We start from the raw sequence: 22,705 nt of genomic DNA, 5'->3' as shown, positions 1-22,705 counted from the left end.
GGCCCACACCCCACCACGGACTTCGATACAGGCCCTAGGGACACGGAAGGGTGGTCAGGAGGAAGCGAGCAGCACCCCGGTAGCCGTCTCCGTTGAGAAGCACTCGATCCTCTCCGCCAAGGAACCTGCCTCGCGGGATGTGACAGATGCGAGAGAGGCGCGGACCTGCCCCATGCGCTTGACCAGGCCCTCAACTCGTCTATCCGGTTGTAGTGCGAAGACAGGAGCCAGCGCCTCGGCGACTCCGTCGATGTCGTTGGCGAGGAGGCGGGCGGCGGCTAGGTCGACACAGGCGCTTGCTTCCGCGGCGTACCAACGCTGCTCGGCAGGCGCTGCTCGGTAGAGGCTGAGCGCTCGTTCGCACTCTGTCTCGGCTTCATGTGCCATGCCCGCACTCAAGTAGGCGGACCCGGCGCAGAAGGATTCGCGGGCCTCGTCGAAGCCGAACTCTCCACCCACCTCGTCGTGAAGTTCTCCTCGCGGCCCACGGGCATCCTGGGCGGCAAGGATCGCTTCGCGAGTGCCGGAAGCGTCGCCAAGAAGGGCGGACGCTCGGGCGGCGATGCTGAGGAGCCTTACACGGGTTGTGCCAGCGGGAGCGATCGCCAGCCCTCGTTCTACGAGGCGCAGCGCCTGGGCCGGGCGGCCGGCCCAGAACTCCACGCAGGCCAGCAGCCCGTCGGCCCACGCCGACAGCTCGTTGTGGCCGATGACCTCCCCGTAGACGCGGGCGGCCCTGGCTTGCTCCGCCGCCGCGTACGGGTAGCCGAGGTCGAAGCTCGCGCTGCCCAGCAGCCCGCAGAGCTGCCCGGCCGCGAGGTACAGGTCCTGTTGCTGCCTGGGATTCCGCGTACGATCCAGCAGCCGATACGCGCGATTGCGGACCCGGGTCAGCTCACCGAAGAGCGGAAGCAGTGGTTCGTACACGTACGCCCGGGCCAGGCGGAGGGTGTCGTCGCCGAGTTGCTCCAAGGCGTTCGGTCCGACGGCCGCGGCCTCGATCTCCGCTGCGTGGTCGCTGGATTCGCTGGCGGCGCTCATAAACACGTCTCGTTCCGTCGCGGGCACCGACATCACACCCGGTGTGTAGTCGGTGGCGAAGCCGAGCTCCACCGGGCCGGTCCGGAAGAGCCGGCACAGCAGGTCGAGGTAGTCCGCGCCCGGCCGGTGCCCGCTCTCCCAGTCAAGCCAGGATCGCTTGGTCAGGCCCCGTGTGCCAAGCCCCTGTCCTTCGCACATCCGGTGCAGCGCCTGGACGGCCTTCTCCGCGCTGCTCCATCCATGTGCCAATCGAAAGCATTTGAGCGGGTGATGTCCGCAGCACTGACCGATCTCGCCAGCGATCGCGTTCAGCAATGCAAGCGGCGGAGGATCGGGCGCCTGAAGAAGCCGGAGCACGCGGATGCGCTGGGCGCACTCGACGTCGTGTCCATGCCTGGCCATCTCGGGGCCCTCCCAAGCAGGGTCGGCTTCAACGGTACGTCACCGTTCGAGAGCGCGCAGCTACTCGTACGGAGTCCATCGGCGCGGGCCGGCATCGCGCAGATTGGCGATCCTTCTGCTGATCTCGTGTGCGATGGACGGCCGGCTCGACAGAGCTGGCAGCGCCCCCGTCAGCATGGTCAGCTCCCTGGCCTGCCGGAGCAGCGAGAAGGACTCCGACGCCATGACGTCGAACCCGTACGAACCCAGGAACTCCTCAACGCCGGGATGGCCGAAACGCAGGCCGTTCACCACCGTGGGCACCAGGTCCCATTCGAGCGGCCCATGGCACATCTGGTCGAGATCGCACAGCACGACCTCCTCACCATCCCACAGCAGGTTGCCCGCCCATGCGTCGCCGTGAATCAGGCCGTACGGCAGCCCGTAGGGGTTGGAGGCCAACTCCACATCCAGGCGGTCGCACCACCGCAGGAGGAAGTCGCAATCGCGATCAGCGAGCGTGTCGGCAGCCAGCTGAAGATTGGCCCGCGCATCCGATACCGGGTCCCACGATGGAAGCCGGAAGGGAGGCAGCTCATTGTGCAGCCGTCGTAGTAGCGGTGCGAGCCGTACGACGGACGGAGCCTGACGAGGTTGCGGAAGGTACTGCCAGAAGGTGGCGACGGCACCATCCACGATGACGACCTCGGGGACATCCCAATGGACACGCACCGCCGGAAACCCGATGTCTTCGAGCCAGTGCGCCATGCGGATCGCCCGTCGGGCCTTGGCCGCCATGTCCACCGAGGCGATGCGGACGACGGCGTTCACCCGGGGCAGGTAGTAGACGACGTTCGCGCAGATACGCACGAGGCTGGCCCCGCGAGGGTCGACTCCGGCCGCGTGGCAGAGCGCGGACACGATGCCGGTCTCCGTGAGCACGGCCGTCATCGTGCCAGCTCTCCTCTCGACCCAAGAGCATGGAAGTCCTCGATGCGCTCGGCCAATGCGCGCGCGTACGAACACCCGCGGAACCGCGGCTCGGCGCTCACCCAGCGGCGTACTCCCTGCAGGCGCTGGGCGAGGCCGTCGATGTGCTGGTGCTCTGGCAGGCCCAAGACGTTGGTCACGACAGCTGTCGCCGCCTCCAGATCCCCCTTCAGAAGGTGCCCCAATGTGAGGTCCGAGTAGGCGATCGCCTCGTTCCCGTACGCCCGAAGATGGGGTGGCCCCGTTCGGTAGAGGGAGACGGCCTGGTCCGCGTAGGTGATGGCTGCGTCGGCGTGGCGCAGGTGCACGTGGGCGCCCGCGGCGAGGTAGGAGTGCTTGGCCAGGTCGAAGCGGAACTCTCCGCCGACGCCGTCGTGGATCTCGTCGTAGTCGCCCTTGTGATCCCACGCACCTCCGATCGCGCGGACAGCCTCCACCTCCGCGCCCATCGCCGCGCACGCCAAGGCCTCGATACTGGCCAGGCGCGCGAAGGCCGAACGGCTGGGGGCGTAACGCTGGCCATCCTGAGCGAGGCGTACGGCCACGTCGGCGGAGCCGCTCCAGTAAGCGATCATCGCTTGCAGCCCGCGAACCCACGCCCGCAGCGCCTGGTGATCGATGACCGCGGCATAGGTCCATGCGGCCTTCGCTTGAGACGTCGCAGCCGCTTGATCCCCGAGGTCGAGGCTCGCGTTGGCGAGCAGCCCGCACACCTGACCGGCCAGCAGCATGAGTTGCGCGGCCTGACCAGGGCGGACCCGCGTATCGAGGAGCCGGAAGACCTCGCCGCGCAGGTGAAGCATCCGGTGGAAGAGCGGCAGCGGGTCGCCGTAGACGTACTCGCTCGCGAGCCGGCGGATCTCGTCTTCGAGGTGCTCCAGGGTGATCGCACTGATGTCGCTGAGCTGCGCCTCACTGGCGTGCGTGAGTGACTCGCGCGCCACCTCCGTGATGAGGGCCCGCCGGCTCAACGGTGGTCGCGCCGACTCGTCCGATGGGGCGTACGACCGCACGAACCCCAGCTGCACCGGACTGGTGAGGAACAGCCGGCAGAGCAGGTCCTGATAGTCGGCGCTTGGTAGATGCTCGCTCTCCCACTCGATCCAGGAACGGACCGTGAGACCTCGAGCACCGAGCCCTTCACGCGCGCACATCTCGTGGAAGGACTCGACCGCCTTCTCAATAGTCCAGCCCCTGGCCAGTCGGTGTGCTTTCAGGGCTGAATGGCCGCAGCAGGCACGTATGTCCTGCGCGATCGCCTTTGGGGGTTTGTCCGCGTTCCCCGTCCGGATCCTCCTGGCGCATTCCAGGTCGTGACCAGGCATATGCCGAAGGTAAATCAGAAAGCCCAGCCGCAGTGGCTCCATCCATGTGTGAATCCGCCGCACCTCCGATGCGGACTCACCGCCCTTCGGCGCGGTCGCCTCTCGCTACCCCTTGTAGTCAATCCGCGACAACGTTGGGGCGTCACGCAATCGACAGAGGGAGGCGGCCTTGGTGACTCTGGTCAGGGAGCAGACGGCGATCATTGCCGCTTGGCCCTTGCGGGACGACACGCGGGCCGCAGCTCAGGCGCGCCAGCTGACCAGGGGCGCGCTGACGGCACTGGGCATCGACGCGGAGTCGGTGGACGACGCCGTTCTCATGGTGAGCGAGCTTGTCAGCAATGCCGTCCTGTACGGAGACGCTCCCTTCGAACTGGTGCTGCGCTCCAAGCAGGACGAGCTCTACATCGAGGTGCTCGACATGGGCATCATCAACCCCGTCGTGAGGACGGCCGGCGTGGAGGAAGAGCACGGCCGGGGGCTGGGCATCGTCCTCGATTTATCGGAAGGTCGCTGCGGCTGTCGGCACGGCGCCGCCTACTCCACCAGACAGGCCCACGGCAAGGCCGTCTGGTTTGCGATTCCCGTGAGCTGCGAGGTATCCCTACCCCGCCTTTCAGGAGATGCGGCATGACGATCGACTCGGGCAGGGCTGTCGCCTACCTGGAGAAATTGGCAGCCGAGCTGGAAGGCCGCGGCTTCTCCGTACGCATACGCGACTTCGAAGGCCTGGCGCCCAGCCTGCACGTAATCAATCTCGCCGCACCGATCCTGGCCGAGAGCGTGCTCGTCGCCGTTGATGGTGACGGCGAATGCTGCTTCTACTTTCCCTGGCCAGAGCGAATCGCTCCTGTAAGCGATCTCCTCACGGCAGCCAATCGTGTCGACCGTGTCCTCGCTGAGGTCGGCAGATAGACCGGCGCGGCGGCGTGGAGCCCGAGCCCCCATGAGGTTCCACGCCGCCCGCCTTCCATACCTGTCAGATAGGAACTCTCGAACTGGCGGTTCGGAGATGAAGAGAAGTCTTCGGGCGGGGGTCATCGGCCTCGGTTCAGCGGGAAGCGCCCACATAGGGATCCTGCGTTCGTTGGAAGACGTCACCCTGGTGGCCGCGGCGGACAGCGAGCCGGCACGGCTCAGAAAGCTTGACGGCATCCGCACGGTACGTGACGTCGACGAGCTGCTGGAGCTTGAACCGGACTACTGCGTTGTCGCCACTCCAATCGCTGAACATGAGCGGACGGGACTCGCCCTTGCGGCGGCCGGAATCCACGCTCTCATCGAAAGGCCTCTTGCTTCCTCAGCGTCGTCCGCCATGCGCCTGGCACGGGCCTTTGAGAGTGCGGGCCTGGTTGGCGCCGTCGCCCACATTGAACGGTACGACCCAACGGTGCAGGAGCTCGGTCTGCGCGTGCACCGCGGGGATTTTGGCACGGTCTACCAGGTAGCCGCCCGCAGGCATGACGGCTTCGCAGAACGTAACAACGTCACAGGCGTGAGTATCGACGTCATCGACCTGGCCATGTGGCTCACCGGCCGTCACATCACGTCTGTCGCGGCCAACGTCGGCCATGAGGGTGCTTCTCCGTACGAGGACTTGGCCGCGATTCTACTGCGGCTCAGTGGCCGCGAGATCGCAAACATCGAGGTCAGCCGGACTTCTCCGCATCGGGAGCGTGTCGTCGTCGTGAGAGCCGACGGCGGCTGCGTACTGGCTGATGCACTGACACGAACCCTCACCCACTACGCCGAAGACAGGACGACCAGCTACGAGGTACCGATCGGCGAGCCGCTCCGAAGCCAGCACGAAGCATTCCGGGACGCGCTGCTGGGCCTGCCGAACGACATCGCGACGTTGCGCCAGGGGGCCGCGGCCGTGGCGGCGGCTGAGGCGGTCCTCATGGCGGCTCGCACGGGTGCCTGCGTCACACCCGCTGATCACATGCTCATGCACGCCTGAACACGCAGATCTACTGATCATCCGACGCTTTCAGAGAGGACGAGTCACGTGAGCAGGAAGATGCTGCCACTCCTACCGGCGGACCAAATGATCAATGAGGACGTGGCCACGCTCACGTCGGGAATCCGCACCCTGGCAGAGGAAGTCGGCTACAAGTATGCGGCTATCGAACGAACCCACCGCTTTCGGTTCCTGTTCGACCCGATGCGTCTGCTGACTCAGAACGCACAGCTACTCGCGTACCTGGACGGCAAGAACGCCTTTCCGACGAGTGTCGAGCTCGACCCGAGCAACGTGTGCAACCACGACTGCTCCTTCTGCATCTACCACTCGATGCACTCGGCAGAACGTGGCGAGCGTCTCGAAACCACGGTTCTGTTCCGCGTGATCGAGGAGTTGGCGGAGCTGGGCTGCCAATCGATCCTCTTCGTGGGAGGCGGGGAGCCGATGACCCATCCCGCTACCGTGGACGCGATCGAGCGGGCTGCTGGACACGGGATGTCGGTCGGTCTCGTCACGAACGGTTCCCGAGTCTTCCCCGAGCACGCCGCTCGGCTCAAGCAGGCCGCCACCTACGTCCGGTTCAGTCTCGACGCCGCAGACCCCCGGCTGCACGCGCGGTTGCACCGCAACGACGATCACCACAGGATTGTCGCCAACCTGCGCGCGCTCGCCGAGGCCGACGGTCCCTGCACGGTTGGCACCGGGTTCTTCATCAACGAGGTCAACGTCGGCGACACCGTGGCCTGCGGGCGGCTGGTGAAGGACTGCGGTGTCGACTACATCCAGTACAAGTCGTACTCCGGAATCGCCATTGACCGCGAGCTGCACGAGCGGATGCTTCGGGAGCTGGCCGAAGCCATCGAGCTGGACGACGAGACCTTCGACGTGCACATCGTGGACCGGATTTTCGACAACGCTGTGCACCAGGTTCGTGGTTACAGTCGCTGCCACTGGCAGGCGTTCAAGCCGGTGATCGGAGCGGACGGTTCGGTATACCTGTGCGCCCAGAAGCGAACCAGCACCGACGGGGTCATCGGCAACGTCAACACCACCTCGCTGTCGGAGATCTGGCACGGTGAGCAGCGCCGTCAGGTCCTGGCCGAGCTCGACCTGAAAAGGTGCCCGTTCTGCGTCCATGATCGACAGAACAAGCTGATCGAATTCCTGGGCTCCTTCGCCGCCCCACACAGAGCCTTCTTCTAGTCGCTGGAGGTCCCGATGAAGGGATTCGAGCTCATCACGGCAACGGCCAGGCCTGCCGACTACTGGTCAGGCGTCAAAGCCCTCTACGCAGCGGACGAGACGAAGGCTGCCGACCCGGACGTCTTCGACGGCGGAATCGCGATCCGGTCCGCACCTTGGTCATTGGAGCTGTACCCGACGATGGCCTGCAACGTGTCCTGCGTCCACTGCTACGCCCAGACGCGCAACGAGCAGTACGGCTTCTCCGGCATGAGCATCGAGATGATGGACCGTCTGCATGCGTCGATTACGCGGATGGGTGTGCGGGGCGTCCAGTACTGCGGCGGCGGAGAGCCCACCCTGTGGCGCGGCGGAAAGGTGGCCGACTACATAGTGGGGCTGCCGGAGCAGGCCCGCGCCGCTATGGCTTCGAACCTGATCAAAGGTCACGTCCTCGCCCGCGCCGACGTGCTGGCGAAGATGACATTCATCGAGGCCGCCGTGTTCGGCTACGACGACCCCACCTATACGGAGGTCGCAGGTGGCCGCGGCGGACACACCGCGATGACTCGCGCCGTACGGGCGATCCTGGATGCCCGGGACAAGGCCGGCCTCAGCACTCCCGTCGTCAACGCCAAGGTGCTCATCAACAACCGCAACTACACCTGGCTCCCCCGCATCTACGACTGGGCAACCTCTACGGGCTTCGACAACGTCCACCTCCGCCTGGTCGACGACTACGAGGGCATCGGCGGGTTCACCCTCAACGACGCCCAACGCGCGGAGTTCCGCGAGCTGCTGAGCACGTTCGCGAAGGACCAGGGCATCACCGCCTGGCTTGACCAGCTCGATCTCATCATGGGCGACAAGGGGGCGGCCGACGACCACCGGTGGTGCTGGACGGTGGCGATCGGGCTGAACTGCTGGGTCCTGGCGAACGGCGAGGTGTACGCCTGCGGACCCCAGTGGGGACGGTCCGATTACCTCATCGGCACCCTTGAGGAGAACGACCTGGAGGACATCTGGAGAGGTGAACGGCACCGTCAGGTCGCCCAGCGGCTCATCGACTCCATGGCCGCGAGCCGCTGCTTCGCCACCGGCTGCCGGCACATCAAGCAGACCATGGCCATCGAGGCCTGGCGCGCTGGCGCCCTGCCTGCGCCGCCGGCCGACGAGTTTGCATCTCGCCACGCGTGGTTCCTGTGACGTACGACGTGGTCATCATCGGAGCCGGCCTGTTCGGCATCGTCACCGCTCAGCACCTGGCCGAACACGGTCTGAGTGTCGCACTGGTGGAACGCGACGCGCAGATTGGCGGCCTGTGCCGTTCGGAACGCCACTCCACGAGGGTCGAGTTCTGCCCGTACGGCACCCACGTCATGGCCACCGACGACCTGGGCATCTGGCGGTATCTGTCACGCTTCGCCGACTGGATCGACTATCGGCACACGGTTCACGCCCTGGTCGACGGACATCTAATCCCGATGCCGATCGGGCTCACGGCGATCCGCCACTGTTACGGACAGGAACTCAACCCCGAAGAGGCGCGTCGGAGCGTGGATCGAGACGCCGCGCCGTACCGGAATCGCCTGCCGGGGACCGTCGAGGACGTCGCTCTGGCCAGCCTCGGTCCACGGCTGTACGAGATGTTCGTCGCCGCGTACGTGACCAAGCAATGGGGTGTGCATCCGTCCCAGCTCGATGCCGCGGTCTTCACCAGCCGCTTCGCGATCCGTTTCGACGATGAGGACGGCTATCGCCAACGTCGGTTCGAAGGCCTGCCCGCCGACGGCTACGGGGCCATGTTCGCCCGCATGGTCAGCTCCCCACTGATCGACCTGTACATGAGCCATCGAGGGCCATGGCCGCGTTCACGGCACGCCTGCGTCTACACCGGACCGCTCGACGCCTACTTCGGCCACCGGTACGGCCGGCTGGCACGCCGACGAGTCGCCCTGGAATGGCGTGAGGTCAACCAGGTTCCCGGCGTTCCGGTGACGACGCACCCCGATGCGGCTACTCCTCACTACCGCACGCATCGGCCCGACCTACTGCCCTGGAACCAGGCTCCTGCTGTAGCCCTGGTCGGGACCGAGCGAGCGGGCGACGGGGAGCATGCCGTCGAATTCGTGCTTCGCACTCCTGCCAACACGGCCCTGATTCGCCGTTACCGGGAACTATCCGACGCCACCACCGGCGTGGTGTTCGCCGGCCGAGGCGCGGGTGCCGACTTCTACCTGGACATGGGGCAGACCGTCGCCGCGGCGCTCAGCTGGGCCCACCAGCTCGTCTCGCGCGCCGGCAAGGAGATCGCCTGATGGGCCTCGTCGTCGCAATTCACCAGCCTCACTACCTGCCGTATCCAGGGTTCTTCGACAAGATGCGGCGCGCCGACGTGTTCGTCTATCTCGACCACGTCGCGTTCACCCCTGGATGGCAGAACCGCAATTACATCAAGGCCAGGACCGGTCCGGCTCGGCTCACCGTCCCCGTCACGCGCCGCTCTCGCGGCGGTCCCATCCGCGAGGCCTCGATCGCACAAGGAGCCGACTGGCAGAGGCGGCATGAGTCCACGATCCGGCAGGCCTACGCTCGAGCCCTCCATCTGGGGATGTGCGCAGATCTGCTCGGCCTGCTGTACCACCACTCGTGGACCAACCTCGGCATGCTGAACCTGGCCTGCGATCTCCACTTGACCCGGATGCTAGGCATCACCACGCCGTGGGTGCTCAGCAGCAGCCTCGGCGAGTTCAGGCAAACGAAAACCGCCCTCCTCGCGGAGATCTGCCGCCGTCTCGGGGCCGCTACCTACCTCGCGGGCGACGGCTGCGCGTCGTACCTCGACCCTGAAGTCCTGGAGGTGGCGGGGATCGAACTGCGCTGGCAGGGCTATCGCCCACCGCGCTATCCCCAGCTCCACGAAGGCTTCCTGGACAACCTGAGCGTCCTCGACTTGCTGATGAACGCCGGCGCGGAGGCTGGACGAATCCTCACGTCGGGGGAGTCGGCATGACAAGGATCGCGTCCTGGAGGACGCTCGTCCTACCGGAGGTCCGCGACGCCATCAGCGATGACGTCGCGAGGATCATCGTCTCAGGTCTACTTCGCGGCGGCCCGCATACGAGAAGGCTGGAGGAGCGTCTCGGCGCCGACTGGAACCGCCAGGCCGTGGTCGTCGGGAGCGGCATGGACGCCCTCGAACTCGTCCTTGAGGATCTCGACCTCATGAGCCGTAGGGTCCTGGTCCCGGCCAACTGCTTCGTCGCGATCCCGGGCCTTGTCGCCCGGCTCGGCGGCATCCCGGTGCCAGTTCCCGTCGATGCCGTACGGTTCGCTCCGCTCATCGACCCAGACACCGTCAGCGGGCGGGCCGTGGTGATCTGGATTCACCACGGCGGGATGGTTGGTGAGCACGCAGAGGCCAGCATCTGCGCCCTTCGCGCCCAGGGGTGCCTGGTGATCGAGGACTGTGCCTATGTCCTTGCCGGCCCGCGGCCCGGCTCCGGGCCAGGGGCCTGGGGAGATGTCGCGATCATGTCGTTCGCGCCGACGAAACCGATCTGCGGGAGCGGCGGCGGAGCCGTACTGACCCGCGACGAGCATCTCGCCGAGCGAATCGCCGCCCGTCGTTCGCACAGTGGGCAGGAACACCGATGGGCGGTCGGTGAGAGTATCTACCGCTTCCGGGGGATGAGCGAGATCGAAGCAGTGATCGCCTACCACCAGTGGGAGCAGCGTAATGTTCTGCGTGCCTGCCTCCAGTGCGTCGCGGAGACCTACCAACAAGCTCTCCCCCAGGCCGTCGTGATGCCGGGCCGTACTCCTCAGGCCACCCAGAGCCGCTACGCCGTCCACCTTCCGAACCCGATGCCTGACCTACGGGGAAGGCTCGCGAGGCACGGCGTCGCCAGCACGGTCATGTTCGAGCGGCCGTGGTTCGACTACCCGGCCCTCGCCGTCCACCAGGACGAGGAGGACTGGGACGAGATTCGGGACTTGCTGATGCGCACGCTGTTCCTCCCCTTCCATCCATCGCTCGGCACAGCCGACTGCATGACCGTGGTGGACGCCCTGAAGCGCTGTCTTCTGAGCGAAGACCTGGAGAGGTGGAAGACCAGCCTATGATCGCCATCTTGCTCGCCGGAGGCAGCGGCACCCGACTGGGCCGCGACAAGGCAACCCTCCGGTTGGGCGGAGAGACTCTAGTGCAACGACACATGCGCCAGGCTGCTCGCGCGGGGGCTCAGCATTTCCTGGTCATCGCGAATGACGGGAACGTGCAGCAGATCAAGGCGGACGTCGCTGCCGCGGGCTGTCGCGATGTCCAGGTCTGTCTGCAGGAGGGCTTCCGTGCGGATGACGCCGCTCTCACCGGGCTGCGGCGCGTCGGTGCCGCGGAGTCCGTGTTCGTGTGCGGCATCACCGACGTGGTCCCCGACGACGCCTACGAACGCTTGGCCGCCTGTCCGGCGCCGATCGCCGTCACAACCGCAGTGCTCCAGAGCACCTTCATCGGCGGCATGCTCACCCTTGGTCCCGGGTTCCATATCAACAAAATCGTCGAGCGCCCTGCGGGCGGCTGCCCGCCCGGAGCTTGGGCCAACATCTGGGTCCACCGCATCAACGGCGCCAGCCTCGTCCGAGAGTTGACCGCCACTCTTGCCGACCTGGGCTACTACGAGATCTCGATGAACGTGTTGTTCGCCCGCGGACACCAGGGCATGGCCGTACCCGTGGAACAGTGGGTGCCGATCAAGACCCCCGAAACGATCCGCCAGGCCGGCACTCGCTTCGGCCTTGCCGTACCTACAGAGGAGACGACCGCATGACAGCCGCGCGGAAGATCCGGATGCTCGTCACCGGGGGCGGGACCGGCGGACACACCTACCCCGCGCTCGCGACCATCACGGCGATACGCGAGCATGCCGCCGCGCAGGGCCGCGATGTGGACGTGCTGTGGGTGGGCACGTCGGACGGGCTGGAAGCGCGCATCGCCGCGGAGCATCACATCCCGTTCAGGGCGATCAGCGCGGGCAAAGTCAGACGATCACCCAACCTCCGGGAGCTCGGCCAAAATGTGATCGACCTCTTCAAGATCCCCGTCGGCGTTTTGCAGGCGGCCGCCATAGCCGCCCGCTACCGGCCCGATGTGGTGTTGTCGACGGGAGGGTACGTCAGCGTTCCCCTCGGCCTTGCCGCCCGCCTTCTCGGCCGCCCGCTGGTCATGCACGAGCAGATCACCTCGCTCGGCCTCGCGAACCGCATCCTGGCCCGCGTGGCCACAACGGTCGCGCTCACCCACCCCACCTCCATCGACCACCTCCCTCAGCGGGCACGCGCACGAGCCGTGGTCACGGGCAACCCCATCCGCCCCCAGCTCCTGCACGGAAACCCTGCCCGGGCGCATGAGCGGTACGGCCTGGCCCCGGATCTCCCGCTCGTCTACGTGACCGGCGGCGCTCAGGGCAGCCGGCAGATCAACATCCTGATCGAGCAGATACTCCCCACGCTGCTCACGCATGCCCAGGTGCTTCACCAGTGCGGTCGGGACTGGATTGGCCATCTCACCGAGGTCGCCGCCAACCTCCCCACCGAGATCAGTGAGCGCTATCACCCCACGGCGTACGTCGGTGAGGAACTGCCTGATGTGTATGCCGCCGCGGACGTCGTCATCTCCCGCAGCGGCGCGGGAACCGTGGCCGAGCTGGTTGCGCTCGGGAAGCCGTCCGTCCTCATCCCCCTGGTTCCCGCTGCCGGAGACGAGCAGCGCAACAATGCCCGCTACCTTGTCCACGCCGGAGCCGCTCGCGCCCTACTCGAACCCAACCCGACCCCTCAGCAGCTCCTGGCCGAACTCGACGAACTTCTCCTCGGTCCCGGCCTTCGAGCGCGCATGACCGATGCCGCCAAAGCCCTCGGCCGGCCCGATGCCGCCGACGCCCTCGTCAAAATGATCACGGGCCAATTGAAGTAACCTTGGCCAGCAATGATCAACAGCCTGGCGGTTCCGACGCTGGCCCCAAGTCGTTGTCGGCAGACACGCCTCATCCGGGCGACTCGGTACAGAAGTGGTGGAGGATACACGGCTTCTCCGGGGAGCTGAATTGGAACGAGATTGTCTTCCGCCCACCGGCGCAGACGGGCCAAGCCAGAGCCGAGGTCGGGTAGCGGCGGGCCGTCCGCGAGGCCTACCCGCATCATGGCCTGGCTCGCGTCGACGCCGGCAGGTAGGCGGTTGCCGCCGCAGGACCGCGAAGGGGCGCAGAGGCCATCACGACATCCACGGCAGGTACCGCGTAAGCCATGGCCACGACCTCCTCGAATGCCGCGTATCGGCACACCGATGCATCAGGCCGAACTGCGGTTATCTCTGAAAGTTACTGGATGAAGACTTTAAGTGGCGCCCACTTCTCTGCCAAGTCCGGGGGCGAGGTCGAGCCTGTTGGTGAAGCCGAACGGCCGTCGTCGCCAGTCTTGATGGTGCTACACCAGGCCGATAAGCGGTTCGAATGCCCCGCGCTCGCCAGGGAAGTCCTTGGCCTCGCTATGACGGGTGTCACGGGGTGCGGCAGGAGGCCGCCACATCGGGCTGGCCCCGCAGTTGGGACTTGCAGAGGATCGACATCTCTAACAAGGTTCCAGTGTGTCCGAAGGAGACGCCTTTAGAGAGACAGTTGAAGAGTAGATCGTGAGGGGAATCTGATGCTAACGTGATCACACCGTCCGCGAAGATCACATGCGGATGGCTCCCCTATTGACAGGAGTGGGTCATGCCCAGCGGTGAATACGCAGACAGGTACAACCACCTGGTCGGAGTGGTCCTGTACGTGATCACGCTCGTCATCGTGATCAGGCTTCTGCAGCCTCAGCCGGAGTGGCTTCTGGGAGTCGGCGGCCGATGAATGAGACCGGGGATGCCCGGATGGGCATCCCCGGCAGTGGAGCCGGTCCCGAAGATGGGACCGGAGCGGCTTAGCCGACGGACCGACTCATACGGACGCACTGGCCGCAATGGGGCTATGCACTCAGGTGTGCTAGGAGCCCTGCTCACAAGGCTGGTCCAGCGTAACGCGGCACCTGGGTTGGACAGGAGTCGGGCGAAGTCCCGAAAGTGTCGGCGGGAGCGGCTAGATTGCGGATCCTCCTGCTTGATCCGATCAGAGCGTCTTCGAGGTGATCCCCCCGATGCCCGACGAGCGGCGGACAGAACAGACGGAAGACTTCGGCGCGTTCGTGTGCCGCGCCGTGGGGAAACCGTTGACGCCGTACCCCTACCAGGCGAGGTTGGCTCGGGAAGGGCTGCCGGAGCTGTTGCGGGTACCGACCGGCGCGGGTAAGACGCTGGCCGCCGTCCTGCCGTGGTTGTGGCGCGGGAAGGCGTTCCCCGACGACACCCCGCGTCGGCTCGTCTATGTGCTGCCACTGCGGACGCTGGTGGAGCAGACGGCGCGGGAGGTGGCCCGGTGGCTCTTCAACCAGGGTGAACGCGCCTCCGAAGATCCCCGTCAGGCGTGTCGCGACGACTCGGTGGTCCTCCAGATGCTCATGGGCGGGACCGATCGGGAGGACGACGCCTGGCAGCTCGCGCCCGGCAAGCCGGCCATCCTCATCGGGACGCAGGACATGGTGCTGAGCCGGGCGCTCATGCGGGGATACGCGGAGTCCAGGCCCAAGTGGCCGATCTCCTATGCGCTGCTGCACTCCGACACCCAGTGGGTCTTCGACGAGACGCAGTTGCTCGGCCCTGCCCTGCCGACGAGCGCCCAGCTCCAGGGACTGCGTGACCGTCTGGGTACGGCCGCGCCGACGGCGACGATGTGGATGTCGGCGACCCTCGCGGAAGAGGGATTGTCGACCGCCGACCACGACGTGACCGCGCTGCGCACGGTCGAGCTGACGGCGGAGGACCGCGAAGGTGAGCTCGCGAAGCGCCTCGACGCGCTCAGGACGGTCGAAAGGCTCGACCTTCCGGCTGATTCCAAGAACTATCCCGTGGCTCTGGCCCGGGCGCTGCTGGCGCGGCACCGTCCCGGCACGCGCACCATCGCGGTGCTCAACACCGTGGAGCGTGCCACCGCCGTACGCGAGGCGCTCCGAAAAGAGGCGCCGGAGACCGATGTGGTGCTGATCCACTCCCGGTTCCGGCTGCTGGAGCGTGGAAAGGCCATGGATCTGGTCACAGCCGACCCGCCATCTGGCGGGCGGATCGTGATCTCCACCCAGGTCCTCGAAGCCGGGGTGGACATCACCTCGTTAACGCTGTTCACCGAAGCCGCGCCGTGGAGTTCGATCGTGCAGCGCGCGGGGCGCTGCAACCGGGGAGGGGAGTACGAGGACGGGGCCGCGCTGCTGTGGAGCCTCCCGCCGGACGGGCGTTCCCCTGCCGCGCCGTACGCGCAGGAGGACGTGGACGCCGCGGCGGTCGCGCTCGGCGAGCTGGAGGGGGTCGCGGTCACCTCCACCGTGCTCCAGAGGCGTCCGGTCAAGCAGATCCACGAACTTCATGCCGTCCTGCGCCGGCGTGACCTCCTCCAGCTCTTCGACACCATGCCCGATCTCACCGGCGCGGACATCGACGTCAGCCCGTGGATTCGGGACGGCGATGACACCGGCGTCTTCGTGGCCTGGCGAGACTGGGCCGGGAGCGAGGGCAGGCCCGCCGAGGACGAGCCGCGGGCCAGGCGCGACGAGCTGTGCCCGGCCCCGATCGCGGACGTGCGGAAACTGGTCACGCTCCCTGGCGGGCGGCGGCTGTGGGTGCGCGACCGGGTGGGAGGGCAGTGGCGGTGGGCCTCACGGGCGGACGTCGTACCCGGTGCCGTGCTCCTGGCCGACGCCAGGGCCGGGTGGTACGACTCGGAGCTCGGCTGGTCCCCGGCCGTGACAACACCGGTCGAGCCCGTCACGCCGGTCGAGCCGGGCGAGGACAGGGAAGGGACGCCACCGGCGGATGGCGACGCCCTTGGCGACGACCCGTTGTCCGAGAGCCGCGACACCTGGGTGGGGCTGGCCCGGCATCTGACCGACGTGGAAGAGGAGGTCGCCGCGGTAGCCAAGGGTCTGCGCCTTCCCGGCCTGGCCGCCGAGGTGGTCGAGGCGGCGGCGCTGGCCGGGCGCTACCACGACCTGGGCAAGTGTCATGAGGTGTTTCAGGCGACGCTCAGAAGAGGCGGTCAGAATCCCCCTGACGGGTTGCTGGCGAAGTCGCCGGGCAGCGGTGGCCGGCACTCCCGGAGACACCTGCGGCACGAACTGGTCAGCGCGCTGATGCTCACCAGCCCCGAGTGCCGCCTGCTGGAGGACCGCCCGGAACGCGAACTGATCGTCTATCTGGTGGCCGCGCATCACGGCCGCGTACGGATCAGCGTGCGCTCGGTCGCCGATGAGGCGCTCCAGCGGCCGCCGCTGCTGCTCGGCGTGGCCGACGGCGACCACACCCCGGCGTTCGAGCTGACGACGGGGGAGCACGTGAACGCCTTCACGCTCTCGACCTCGTCACTGCGGATCGGTGCCGCCGATGCCCCCGGCTCCGCGGCGGACGGCTCGTGGACGGAACGCGCCGTGGCACTGCGAGACCGCCCCGACCTCGGCCCGTTCCGGCTGGCCTACCTGGAGGCGCTTGTCCGCATCGCCGACATGCGGGTCAGCCGGCGCTACCGAGAGGAGGGGTGACGCCGTGAACAGGATCACGCTGCGCGGCTGCCGGGCCGACGTCCTCGCCGGCTACCTGCAGGCGCTCGGCCTGCTCCGGGTCGTCGCGGCCCAGGCCGACCCTCGCGCCCGGTTGCACTGGCGCGGTGATGTCGCCGTGCTCGACACGGTTCTCACCGAGGACGACATCTTCACCTGGCTGGTGCGCCGCTATGTGCCCGCGCCCATCGTTTCGCCGTGGAACTCCGGCTCCGGATTCGCCGGAAACGGCAAGAGCCGCACCGCCGAGGAGTCGCTGGCCGCCGTACGCGACCTCGACGACGACCGCTTCCGTCCCCTGCGTGAGGCGATCCTGCGGAGTGAGCGCGTCGTGGCGGAAGGACGGCGACGGGGATGGGGCGGCGCCAAGGATGAGCTGTGGGCCAAGGACCACAAAATCGACGTGATCCGCCTGTGCCGGTCGGTCCTGCCCGACGACGCGTTGCCCTGGCTGGACGTGGCGGTGACCCTGACGCTCGACGATCTGACCTTCAACGCCCTGGCCGGAACGGGTGGCAACTTCGGCCGGCAGGATCTGTCCGCGACGTACTACGACCGGCTGCTGCGGCTCATGGGACCAAAAGCCAAGGTGCCCGAGAGCCGCGCGTGGGCCGAGGCGGCGCTGCTGGGCCGGGAAGACGTCGCTTATCTGCGCGACACGGTGGGTCAGTACGATCCTGGCCGCGCCGGTGGGATCCTTTCGGCCGCCGACGAGAAGGGCGACGGGTTCGCCAACCCCTGGTCCTTCGTGCTCGTCATGGAGGGCACGCTGGTGTTCGCGAGCGCGGCGGTGCGGCGCAACGGAGCGACCAGGGCAGGGGAGGCCAAGCCCTTCTTCACCCGCTCGACACCACTCGGCCACGGCAGCGCGGCGGAGGCCGAGCCGGTCAAGGGCGAGCAGTGGGTGCCGCTGTGGGACCAGCCTGCCGGGGCGGGGGAGATCGCTCACCTCATCGGCGAGGGCCGGGCCCAGTGGCGGCGCCGTCAGGCCACCTCCGGACTGGAGTTCGCCCTGGCCCTGGCCTCGCTCGGGGTGGACCGCGGACTGACCGGCTTCCACCGGTTCGTGATCGCCGAACGCCTGGGACAGAACCCACTCGCGATCCACGCGGGCCGGATTCCCGTCGCGGTCCGCCCCGAAGAAGGATTGCTGCGCCGTCCGTACACCTGGTTGGAGCAGGTGCGCAGGGGGAAGCCGACCAGCGCCGTGGAGACCGCGCTGCGCCGGGTCGAGCGTGAGGCGTTCGCCGTCGCCTCCGGTGACGGGCAAGACGCCCTCGCCCGCTTCGTCATCGAGTTCGGCCGGCTGCACGAACTGGTCGGCCGTTCCGGGCACATGCGTTCGCAGGTTCCGCCTTATCGGCCAAAGGAGCGGCCCGACTGGCTCGCGGCGCTGGAGCGTCTCGGCACAGGACGGGAGGAGTTGTGGCTGGCCGCCGGCTTCGCCGGGCTGTGCGACGACCCGGCCACCGCCGGCCCCGGCATCCGCGCACTGCTTACCCGCGCCGACGGGGCGGTCTGGCAGGACGCTCCCGGAAACGGCACGGACCTGTACGGGTCAACACTGGCGAAGGCGCTCGCCGAGGCACACCGCGTCCGGGTGATCAAGGCGCAGGACGACCGGCCCCGGCTGAACGGCGAGGATGTCACCGCCCGTGGTGTGCAGACGGCCTTCGACTTCGGGCAGCGGCTGCCGATCGGGCTGCTCGACCGGTTCGTGACCGACCCCTCACGCGATGGCCTGGTGGCCGACTACCTGCGCGGGCTGCTCACGCTCGGATGCGCCACCCGCACGGAGGCGGCCTGGCCGCATCGTGAGCATGCGGTGCCAGGCTGGGCCGTGTCGCTGCTCGCCCCGTTCTTCGGCACCGGTGATCTCACCGTACGAGTGCGCGACCGGCGCAGCGGTGACCACCGGCTCCACCCGGTGCGGCTCGCACCGAGGCCCGACTGGATCTCCCGGCTGATCGCGGGTCGAGGGGATGCGGTGGCCGCCGACGCGCTGCTCCGCCTGCGGCTGGCCGGGCTGGAGCCCAGAGTTCCCGTCCTGTCCGGGTCCCACGTCGACGGCACCCGGCTGGCCGCCGGACTCCTGCTGCTGACCGGACAGAAGGACCGCGAGCGTTCGCTGACCCGAATCTGCGTCGCCGAGGCATTCCACCCCGAAACCCTTCATGATGCTGACTCACAAGGAGCTCTCGCATGATCCCCCTTGACCGCCCCCGCCTGCGGTTCACCGCCGACCTGCAGCCCCTGCTCGGCTCGATCTTCCAGGCCACGAACTTCCCCGACATCGGCTCAGCCAAGTTCCAGCGCGCCCAGGGCGGCGACAGCCTGCTCGTGGAGTCGGTCCAGTCGATGGCCAACCGCCTGGAGGGCATGGCCTGGGACCGCGCCTCCCATCGGCCCGTCCCCCTGGTCGAGGCGCTGCCATACGTACGCGTGCACCGCAGGGACGACCCCGAGACGTACCTGACCTCCAGCCGCGAGGAGGCGCACCGGCTGGCCTCCGCGTTCGTCCGCGAGGCCACCCTGGACGGCACGCCGATGACAGACGTCATCCGCGACCGGCTCGGCCTGGTCAAGGACACCCCGCTCGACTACCCCCGGATGGCTCGCGCCGTTCTCGGCCTCGACCCGTTCTGCCTGCTCCACGGGGTCTTCTTCGGCCGGAAGGAATGGCTCGGCCAGCCCAAGTTCACCCGGGCGATCTCCGGCGTCATCGAGGCGCACGACGTACGCGAGGTGGTCAGCGGAGGACGCAAGGCCGACCATGTGCGCCACCAGCTCGGCGAGGGCGGCGGCACCAGCGAGGGCTATGGTTCGGTCCCCTTCCATCGGGTCGAATGGACCGCCGGTGAGATCAAGGCCATGTTCGTCGTGGACGTCGACCTCCTCGCCTCCTACGGCCTCGGCCCCGAGATCACCGAATTGCTCGCGCTCATTGCGCTGTGGGAGATCCGCACGCTGCTCTCTCGCGGCCTCCGGCTGCGCACCGCCTGCGACCTGGAGGTCGTGGAGGAGCCGAAGGACCTGCCGCACCAGGCGGAACTCGAGGCTCGCATCGGCGAGCTCATCGCGGCGACAGAGGTAAGCGCCGACCCGATCACCGTGCTCTGGAAGGGCTGACATGGCGGTCGTCCTGGCGATGCGCTTCCCGTGGGGGCGTTATCACGCCACTCCCTGGGGGCGTTACGTCAACGAAGGGGCGGTGGAGTTGCCGCCGTCGCCGTGGCGGCTGCTGCGCACCCTGTATTCAATCTGGCAGCTCCGGGCGCCCGAGCTGGACGCCCACGTGGTCAACGGCCTGCTGGCCCGGCTCGCCGTCCCGCCCTCCTACCTGATCCCGCCCTACCGCGTCGCGCACTCGCGGCACTACTACCCCGACACCAGGCACCACGCCGGGAAGGCCAGCACCGACAAGGCCGTGGACGCCTTCGCCGTTCTCGACGACGATCAGACCATCTATGCCATCTGGCCCGGAGAGCTGGACCCCGAGCAGCACGACGCTCTGGCACGGCTGGCCAAGTCGATCCCCTACATCGGGAGAGCCGACTCCACCTGTGAGGCCGAACTGCTGCCCGCCGTGCCGCCCAGCGCGTACGGCCACGGCCGCGCCGAGCCGCTCGGCCTGGATGGCGAGGAGCTGGGTGACGGGCACGAGCCCGCCGAGGTGCTCTGCCCCGAGCTGCCGCTCGACCTGACGGCGCTGGTTATGCGGCCTGCCGACGTACGGGGCAGGAAGCTGCTCTTCCCGCCGAGCACCAGGAAGATCACTTATGCCGTGCCGGCGCCCTCGCGGGTGTCCCGCCCCGCCCGCCGTACGGAGGAACGGACCAGCGTGGTGCGCCTGGCGGTGAGCGGTGTGGTGCAGCCGCCGATGGCGCACGCCGTCCCGCTCATGGACGCGCTGCGCGGCGCCTGTATCAAGGTGCTCACCCGGCGCGGCGGCGCCTTCGACAGCATGCTCGCCGGGAAGTCGGCGGACGGCAGGCCGCTGGCGGACGGGCATCGCCACGCGCACTTCCTGCCGTACGACGCGGACGGCGACGGGCGCATCGACGAGATCATCGTCTGGGCCCCCGGCGGCCTTGTCCCTCGAGAGGTCGATGCGCTGGACACCGTGGCACGACGCGAGATCGGCGTCCCGAGCGGCGTCACCGGGCCACGCGACCTCACTATGCTCCTGACGGCCTCCGGCCACGAAGATCTCCTTCCGGCCGGGTGGCATCAGCCCGCCGCACGGCACTGGACGTCTGTCACACCGTTCGTGCCCTCCCGCCACCGCAAGCCGAGGCAGGAGCCCGCCGAATTTCTGCGGCAGGAGGTGCTCAGGGAGCTGGGCTACCGTGGGGAACGCTTCCCCGAGGTCCTGGTCACCGCGGGGAACCTCGGGTCGGAGTTCGCCGGCTTCGTACGGCACCGCTGGCGGGCCCGGAAGCCCAACGGCACCCCGCCCGGCTACCGCGTCGATCTGGAGTTCGCCGAGCCCGTCGAAGGCCCCATCCTGCTCGGCCATCTGTCGCACTTTGGTCTCGGCCTGTTCGCCGCCACGGGCTGAACGGCTGGACTGCTCCTTGACAACTGAAGAGAGGACAAGCCGGCCCGGCTCATCGGGCCAGGCCAGCCGGTACGGCCCCGATTCAGGGTGCGACCGCTCCAGTAATCAAGAGCCACCCGGGGAGCACTCGCACGTAGGTCAGAGGCACCGAGCAGCACACCAACCGCGTATCGAGCTGCCCGGGATCGGCGGTCTCGCGACGGCGCTCGCACAGACCGCTAAACTCCCAGCTCAACGGCCTCGAATTTCCGGAGCCGTCTCCGGGGCCGCCCAGCCCGGCTCCATTGCGGCCAGATGGGTGCGACGCTGACCCGGATCAACGTCATGGACGTCTCCCGGGTCGCCCAGCCCCGGCTCCATTGCGGCTGGGACTGCCGGGTTCACCAACCTCGCGTTGACCGCGTCTCCGGGGCCGTCCAGCTCCGGCTCCATTGCGGCCCGCATCCGACCACGCGGAATCTGAAGATGGAGCGCCGGTCTCCGGGGCCGCCCAGCCCTGGCTCCATTGCGGCGGCAACAACGCCGGGACCGCGATCATGGGCAGCATGTCTCCGGGCCGTCCAGCCCTGGCTCCATTGCGGCGCGTTGGTGGCGACGGAGTTGATCCAGTAGTTCACGTCGTCTCCGGGGCCGTCCAGTCCCGGCTCCATTGCGGCGGGCACCTGGGCGACCTGCACTACCGCGATCTGACGGGTCTCCGGGGCGTCCAGCCCCGGCTCCATTGCGGCGGCGGGGCGTTCAACCTCGACCGCGCCCTGGCGCACGTCTCCGGGGCCCTCCAGCCCCGGCTCCATTGCGGCGCCTCCGCCGTGATGCGGTACGCCCGCGCGAGCAGCGCGTCTCCGGGGCCGCTCAGCCCCGGCTCCATTGCGGCCTGTAGAAGCTCGCGTCGGCCATCGGCACCGGCATCGAGTCTCCGGGGCCGTCCATCCAGCCCCGGCTCCATTGCGGCCTTCGTACGCTCAGGGTTGCCCGGGCCGGGCGGGCGACTGCGTCTCCGGGCCCGCCCAGCCCCGGCTCTATTGCGGCCAGGATGCGGCGACGGCCGCCGACAGATACGCGCCGGGTCTCCAGGGCTGTCGAGTGCCGGCTCCATTGCGGTGCCTTCAGGTGGCCTGTGTCGATCTCTAGCGCTTGGGTCTCCGGGGCCGCCCAGCCCGGGCTCCATTGTGGCTCCCACCGGCCGTAGCAGTTGACTGCGGTCGCGCCGTCTCCGGGGCCGTCCAGTCCCGGCTCCATTGCGGCTGGTCAGGGCATTGCGCGCCGACGACCAGTCAGCCGGTCTCCGGGGCGGTCCCCCAGCCCCGGCTCATTGCGGCCTGGAGACCATCCAGCGGGACATCACGCAGAGGGTGTCTCCGGGGCCGTCCAGCCCCGGCTCCATTGCGGCCGCTGGTTCAGCACACGCCGGGCGTCGATCGCCGTGCGGTCTCCGGGGCCGTCCAGCCCCGGCTCCATTGCGGCCTGCTCACCGCCCTCTAGGGCGTGGACGAGGACCGCGGTCTCCGGGGCCGCTCAGTCCCGGCTCCATTGCGGCTATTCTTCCTGCTCAGCGTTGTCGAAGGTACGGCC

The 22,705-nt window shown here is 68.0% G+C and carries 18 protein-coding genes; 15 read left to right on the top strand and 3 right to left on the bottom strand.

The window, feature by feature from the left end; genetic code table 11:
* Positions 1–54 precede the first annotated feature (54 nt).
* Genes Mam01_RS29010 through Mam01_RS29000 form a run of 3 tightly spaced genes read right to left on the bottom strand, consistent with a single transcriptional unit; the run spans position 55 to position 3,779 of the window.
* Positions 55–1,443 carry an NsdA family TPR-like regulatory protein gene (locus Mam01_RS29010; RefSeq protein WP_204288391.1) on the bottom strand — a complete coding sequence of 463 codons (1,389 nt, stop codon included), beginning with the start codon at positions 1,441–1,443 and terminating at the stop codon, positions 55–57.
* A gap of 60 nt (positions 1,444–1,503) precedes the next feature.
* On the bottom strand, positions 1,504–2,373 hold the full coding sequence (locus tag Mam01_RS29005) for an aminoglycoside phosphotransferase family protein (protein WP_204288390.1): 870 nt from the start codon (positions 2,371–2,373) through the stop codon (positions 1,504–1,506).
* A complete protein-coding gene (locus Mam01_RS29000) occupies positions 2,370–3,779 on the bottom strand; it encodes an NsdA family TPR-like regulatory protein (protein ID WP_204288389.1) in 1,410 nt (469 codons plus the stop codon). The genes Mam01_RS29005 and Mam01_RS29000 overlap by 4 nt, the downstream gene beginning before the upstream one ends.
* A gap of 130 nt (positions 3,780–3,909) precedes the next feature.
* Between Mam01_RS29000 and Mam01_RS28995 the strand changes: the two genes are divergently transcribed.
* From Mam01_RS28995 to csb2, 15 genes are all read left to right on the top strand, one after another.
* Positions 3,910–4,371 (top strand): ATP-binding protein, encoded by a 462-nt coding sequence (locus Mam01_RS28995; RefSeq protein ID WP_239101705.1) that lies wholly within the window; start codon positions 3,910–3,912, stop codon positions 4,369–4,371.
* Entirely contained in the window at positions 4,368–4,652 is a 285-nt protein-coding gene (locus Mam01_RS28990; protein WP_204288387.1) for a hypothetical protein, read from the top strand. Before Mam01_RS28995 ends, Mam01_RS28990 begins: the two co-directional genes overlap by 4 nt.
* A 31-nt stretch (positions 4,653–4,683) precedes the next feature.
* Entirely contained in the window at positions 4,684–5,697 is a 1,014-nt protein-coding gene (locus Mam01_RS28985) for a Gfo/Idh/MocA family protein (RefSeq protein ID WP_307820153.1), read from the top strand.
* Between the two features lie 48 nt (positions 5,698–5,745).
* The gene (locus Mam01_RS28980) at positions 5,746–6,903 is read left to right on the top strand and encodes a radical SAM protein (protein WP_204288385.1); all 1,158 of its coding nucleotides are present in this window, start codon (positions 5,746–5,748) and stop codon (positions 6,901–6,903) included.
* A 15-nt stretch (positions 6,904–6,918) separates the two neighbouring features.
* Positions 6,919–8,088 carry an SPASM domain-containing protein gene (locus Mam01_RS28975; RefSeq protein ID WP_204288384.1) on the top strand — a complete coding sequence of 390 codons (1,170 nt, stop codon included), beginning with the start codon at positions 6,919–6,921 and terminating at the stop codon, positions 8,086–8,088.
* Positions 8,085–9,200: an FAD-dependent oxidoreductase gene (locus tag Mam01_RS28970; RefSeq protein ID WP_204288383.1), complete on the top strand. Its 1,116-nt coding sequence runs from the start codon at positions 8,085–8,087 to the stop codon at positions 9,198–9,200. Before Mam01_RS28975 ends, Mam01_RS28970 begins: the two co-directional genes overlap by 4 nt.
* Entirely contained in the window at positions 9,200–9,895 is a 696-nt protein-coding gene (locus tag Mam01_RS28965; protein WP_204288382.1) for a WbqC family protein, read from the top strand. The genes Mam01_RS28970 and Mam01_RS28965 overlap by 1 nt, the downstream gene beginning before the upstream one ends.
* The gene (locus Mam01_RS28960) at positions 9,892–11,007 is read left to right on the top strand and encodes a DegT/DnrJ/EryC1/StrS family aminotransferase (protein WP_204288381.1); all 1,116 of its coding nucleotides are present in this window, start codon (positions 9,892–9,894) and stop codon (positions 11,005–11,007) included. The genes Mam01_RS28965 and Mam01_RS28960 overlap by 4 nt, the downstream gene beginning before the upstream one ends.
* Positions 11,004–11,711, top strand: a complete 708-nt coding sequence (locus Mam01_RS28955; RefSeq protein WP_204288380.1) for a nucleotidyltransferase family protein — start codon at positions 11,004–11,006, stop codon at positions 11,709–11,711. The genes Mam01_RS28960 and Mam01_RS28955 overlap by 4 nt, the downstream gene beginning before the upstream one ends.
* Entirely contained in the window at positions 11,708–12,856 is a 1,149-nt protein-coding gene (gene murG, locus Mam01_RS28950) for an undecaprenyldiphospho-muramoylpentapeptide beta-N-acetylglucosaminyltransferase (protein ID WP_204288379.1), read from the top strand. Before Mam01_RS28955 ends, murG begins: the two co-directional genes overlap by 4 nt.
* Before the next feature lie 796 nt (positions 12,857–13,652).
* Positions 13,653–13,784 carry a hypothetical protein gene (locus tag Mam01_RS37435; RefSeq protein ID WP_275409099.1) on the top strand — a complete coding sequence of 44 codons (132 nt, stop codon included), beginning with the start codon at positions 13,653–13,655 and terminating at the stop codon, positions 13,782–13,784.
* A gap of 271 nt (positions 13,785–14,055) precedes the next feature.
* A complete protein-coding gene (cas3g, locus tag Mam01_RS28945; RefSeq protein ID WP_204288378.1) occupies positions 14,056–16,554 on the top strand; it encodes a type I-G CRISPR-associated helicase/endonuclease Cas3g in 2,499 nt (832 codons plus the stop codon).
* Between the two features lie 4 nt (positions 16,555–16,558).
* Entirely contained in the window at positions 16,559–18,778 is a 2,220-nt protein-coding gene (gene cas8g1 / locus Mam01_RS28940; protein ID WP_204288377.1) for a type I-G CRISPR-associated protein Cas8g1/Csx17, read from the top strand.
* A complete protein-coding gene (cas7g, locus tag Mam01_RS28935; protein ID WP_204288376.1) occupies positions 18,775–19,701 on the top strand; it encodes a type I-G CRISPR-associated RAMP protein Csb1/Cas7g in 927 nt (308 codons plus the stop codon). Before cas8g1 ends, cas7g begins: the two co-directional genes overlap by 4 nt.
* Position 19,702: 1 nt before the next feature.
* Positions 19,703–21,133, top strand: coding sequence for a type I-G CRISPR-associated protein Csb2 (gene csb2, locus Mam01_RS28930; RefSeq protein WP_204288375.1), 1,431 nt, complete (start codon positions 19,703–19,705; stop codon positions 21,131–21,133).
* Positions 21,134–22,705: the final 1,572 nt, after the last annotated feature.

Origin of the sequence: Microbispora amethystogenes (assembly GCF_016863015.1) — a bacterium.
Taxonomy (GTDB): Bacteria; Actinomycetota; Actinomycetes; order Streptosporangiales; family Streptosporangiaceae; genus Microbispora; species Microbispora amethystogenes.
Note: the sequence above shows the minus strand (reverse complement) of the source record. Positions and strands in the feature narration are given on the sequence as shown.

Bases quoted from the DNA above. Each gene is read 5' to 3' on its own strand.
- Mam01_RS29010 (WP_204288391.1), bottom strand. From the start codon at position 1,443: ATGGCCAGGCATGGACACGACGTCGAGTGCGCCCAGCGCATCCGCGTG.
- Mam01_RS29005 (WP_204288390.1), bottom strand. From the start codon at position 2,373: ATGACGGCCGTGCTCACGGAGACCGGCATCGTGTCCGCGCTCTGCCAC.
- Mam01_RS29000 (WP_204288389.1), bottom strand. From the start codon at position 3,779: ATGGAGCCACTGCGGCTGGGCTTTCTGATTTACCTTCGGCATATGCCT.
- Mam01_RS28990 (WP_204288387.1), top strand. From the start codon at position 4,368: ATGACGATCGACTCGGGCAGGGCTGTCGCCTACCTGGAGAAATTGGCA.
- Mam01_RS28985 (WP_307820153.1), top strand. From the start codon at position 4,684: ATGAGGTTCCACGCCGCCCGCCTTCCATACCTGTCAGATAGGAACTCT.
- Mam01_RS28975 (WP_204288384.1), top strand. From the start codon at position 6,919: ATGAAGGGATTCGAGCTCATCACGGCAACGGCCAGGCCTGCCGACTAC.
- Mam01_RS28965 (WP_204288382.1), top strand. From the start codon at position 9,200: ATGGGCCTCGTCGTCGCAATTCACCAGCCTCACTACCTGCCGTATCCA.
- Mam01_RS28960 (WP_204288381.1), top strand. From the start codon at position 9,892: ATGACAAGGATCGCGTCCTGGAGGACGCTCGTCCTACCGGAGGTCCGC.
- Mam01_RS28955 (WP_204288380.1), top strand. From the start codon at position 11,004: ATGATCGCCATCTTGCTCGCCGGAGGCAGCGGCACCCGACTGGGCCGC.
- murG (WP_204288379.1), top strand. From the start codon at position 11,708: ATGACAGCCGCGCGGAAGATCCGGATGCTCGTCACCGGGGGCGGGACC.
- Mam01_RS37435 (WP_275409099.1), top strand. From the start codon at position 13,653: ATGCCCAGCGGTGAATACGCAGACAGGTACAACCACCTGGTCGGAGTG.
- cas7g (WP_204288376.1), top strand. From the start codon at position 18,775: ATGATCCCCCTTGACCGCCCCCGCCTGCGGTTCACCGCCGACCTGCAG.
- csb2 (WP_204288375.1), top strand. From the start codon at position 19,703: ATGGCGGTCGTCCTGGCGATGCGCTTCCCGTGGGGGCGTTATCACGCC.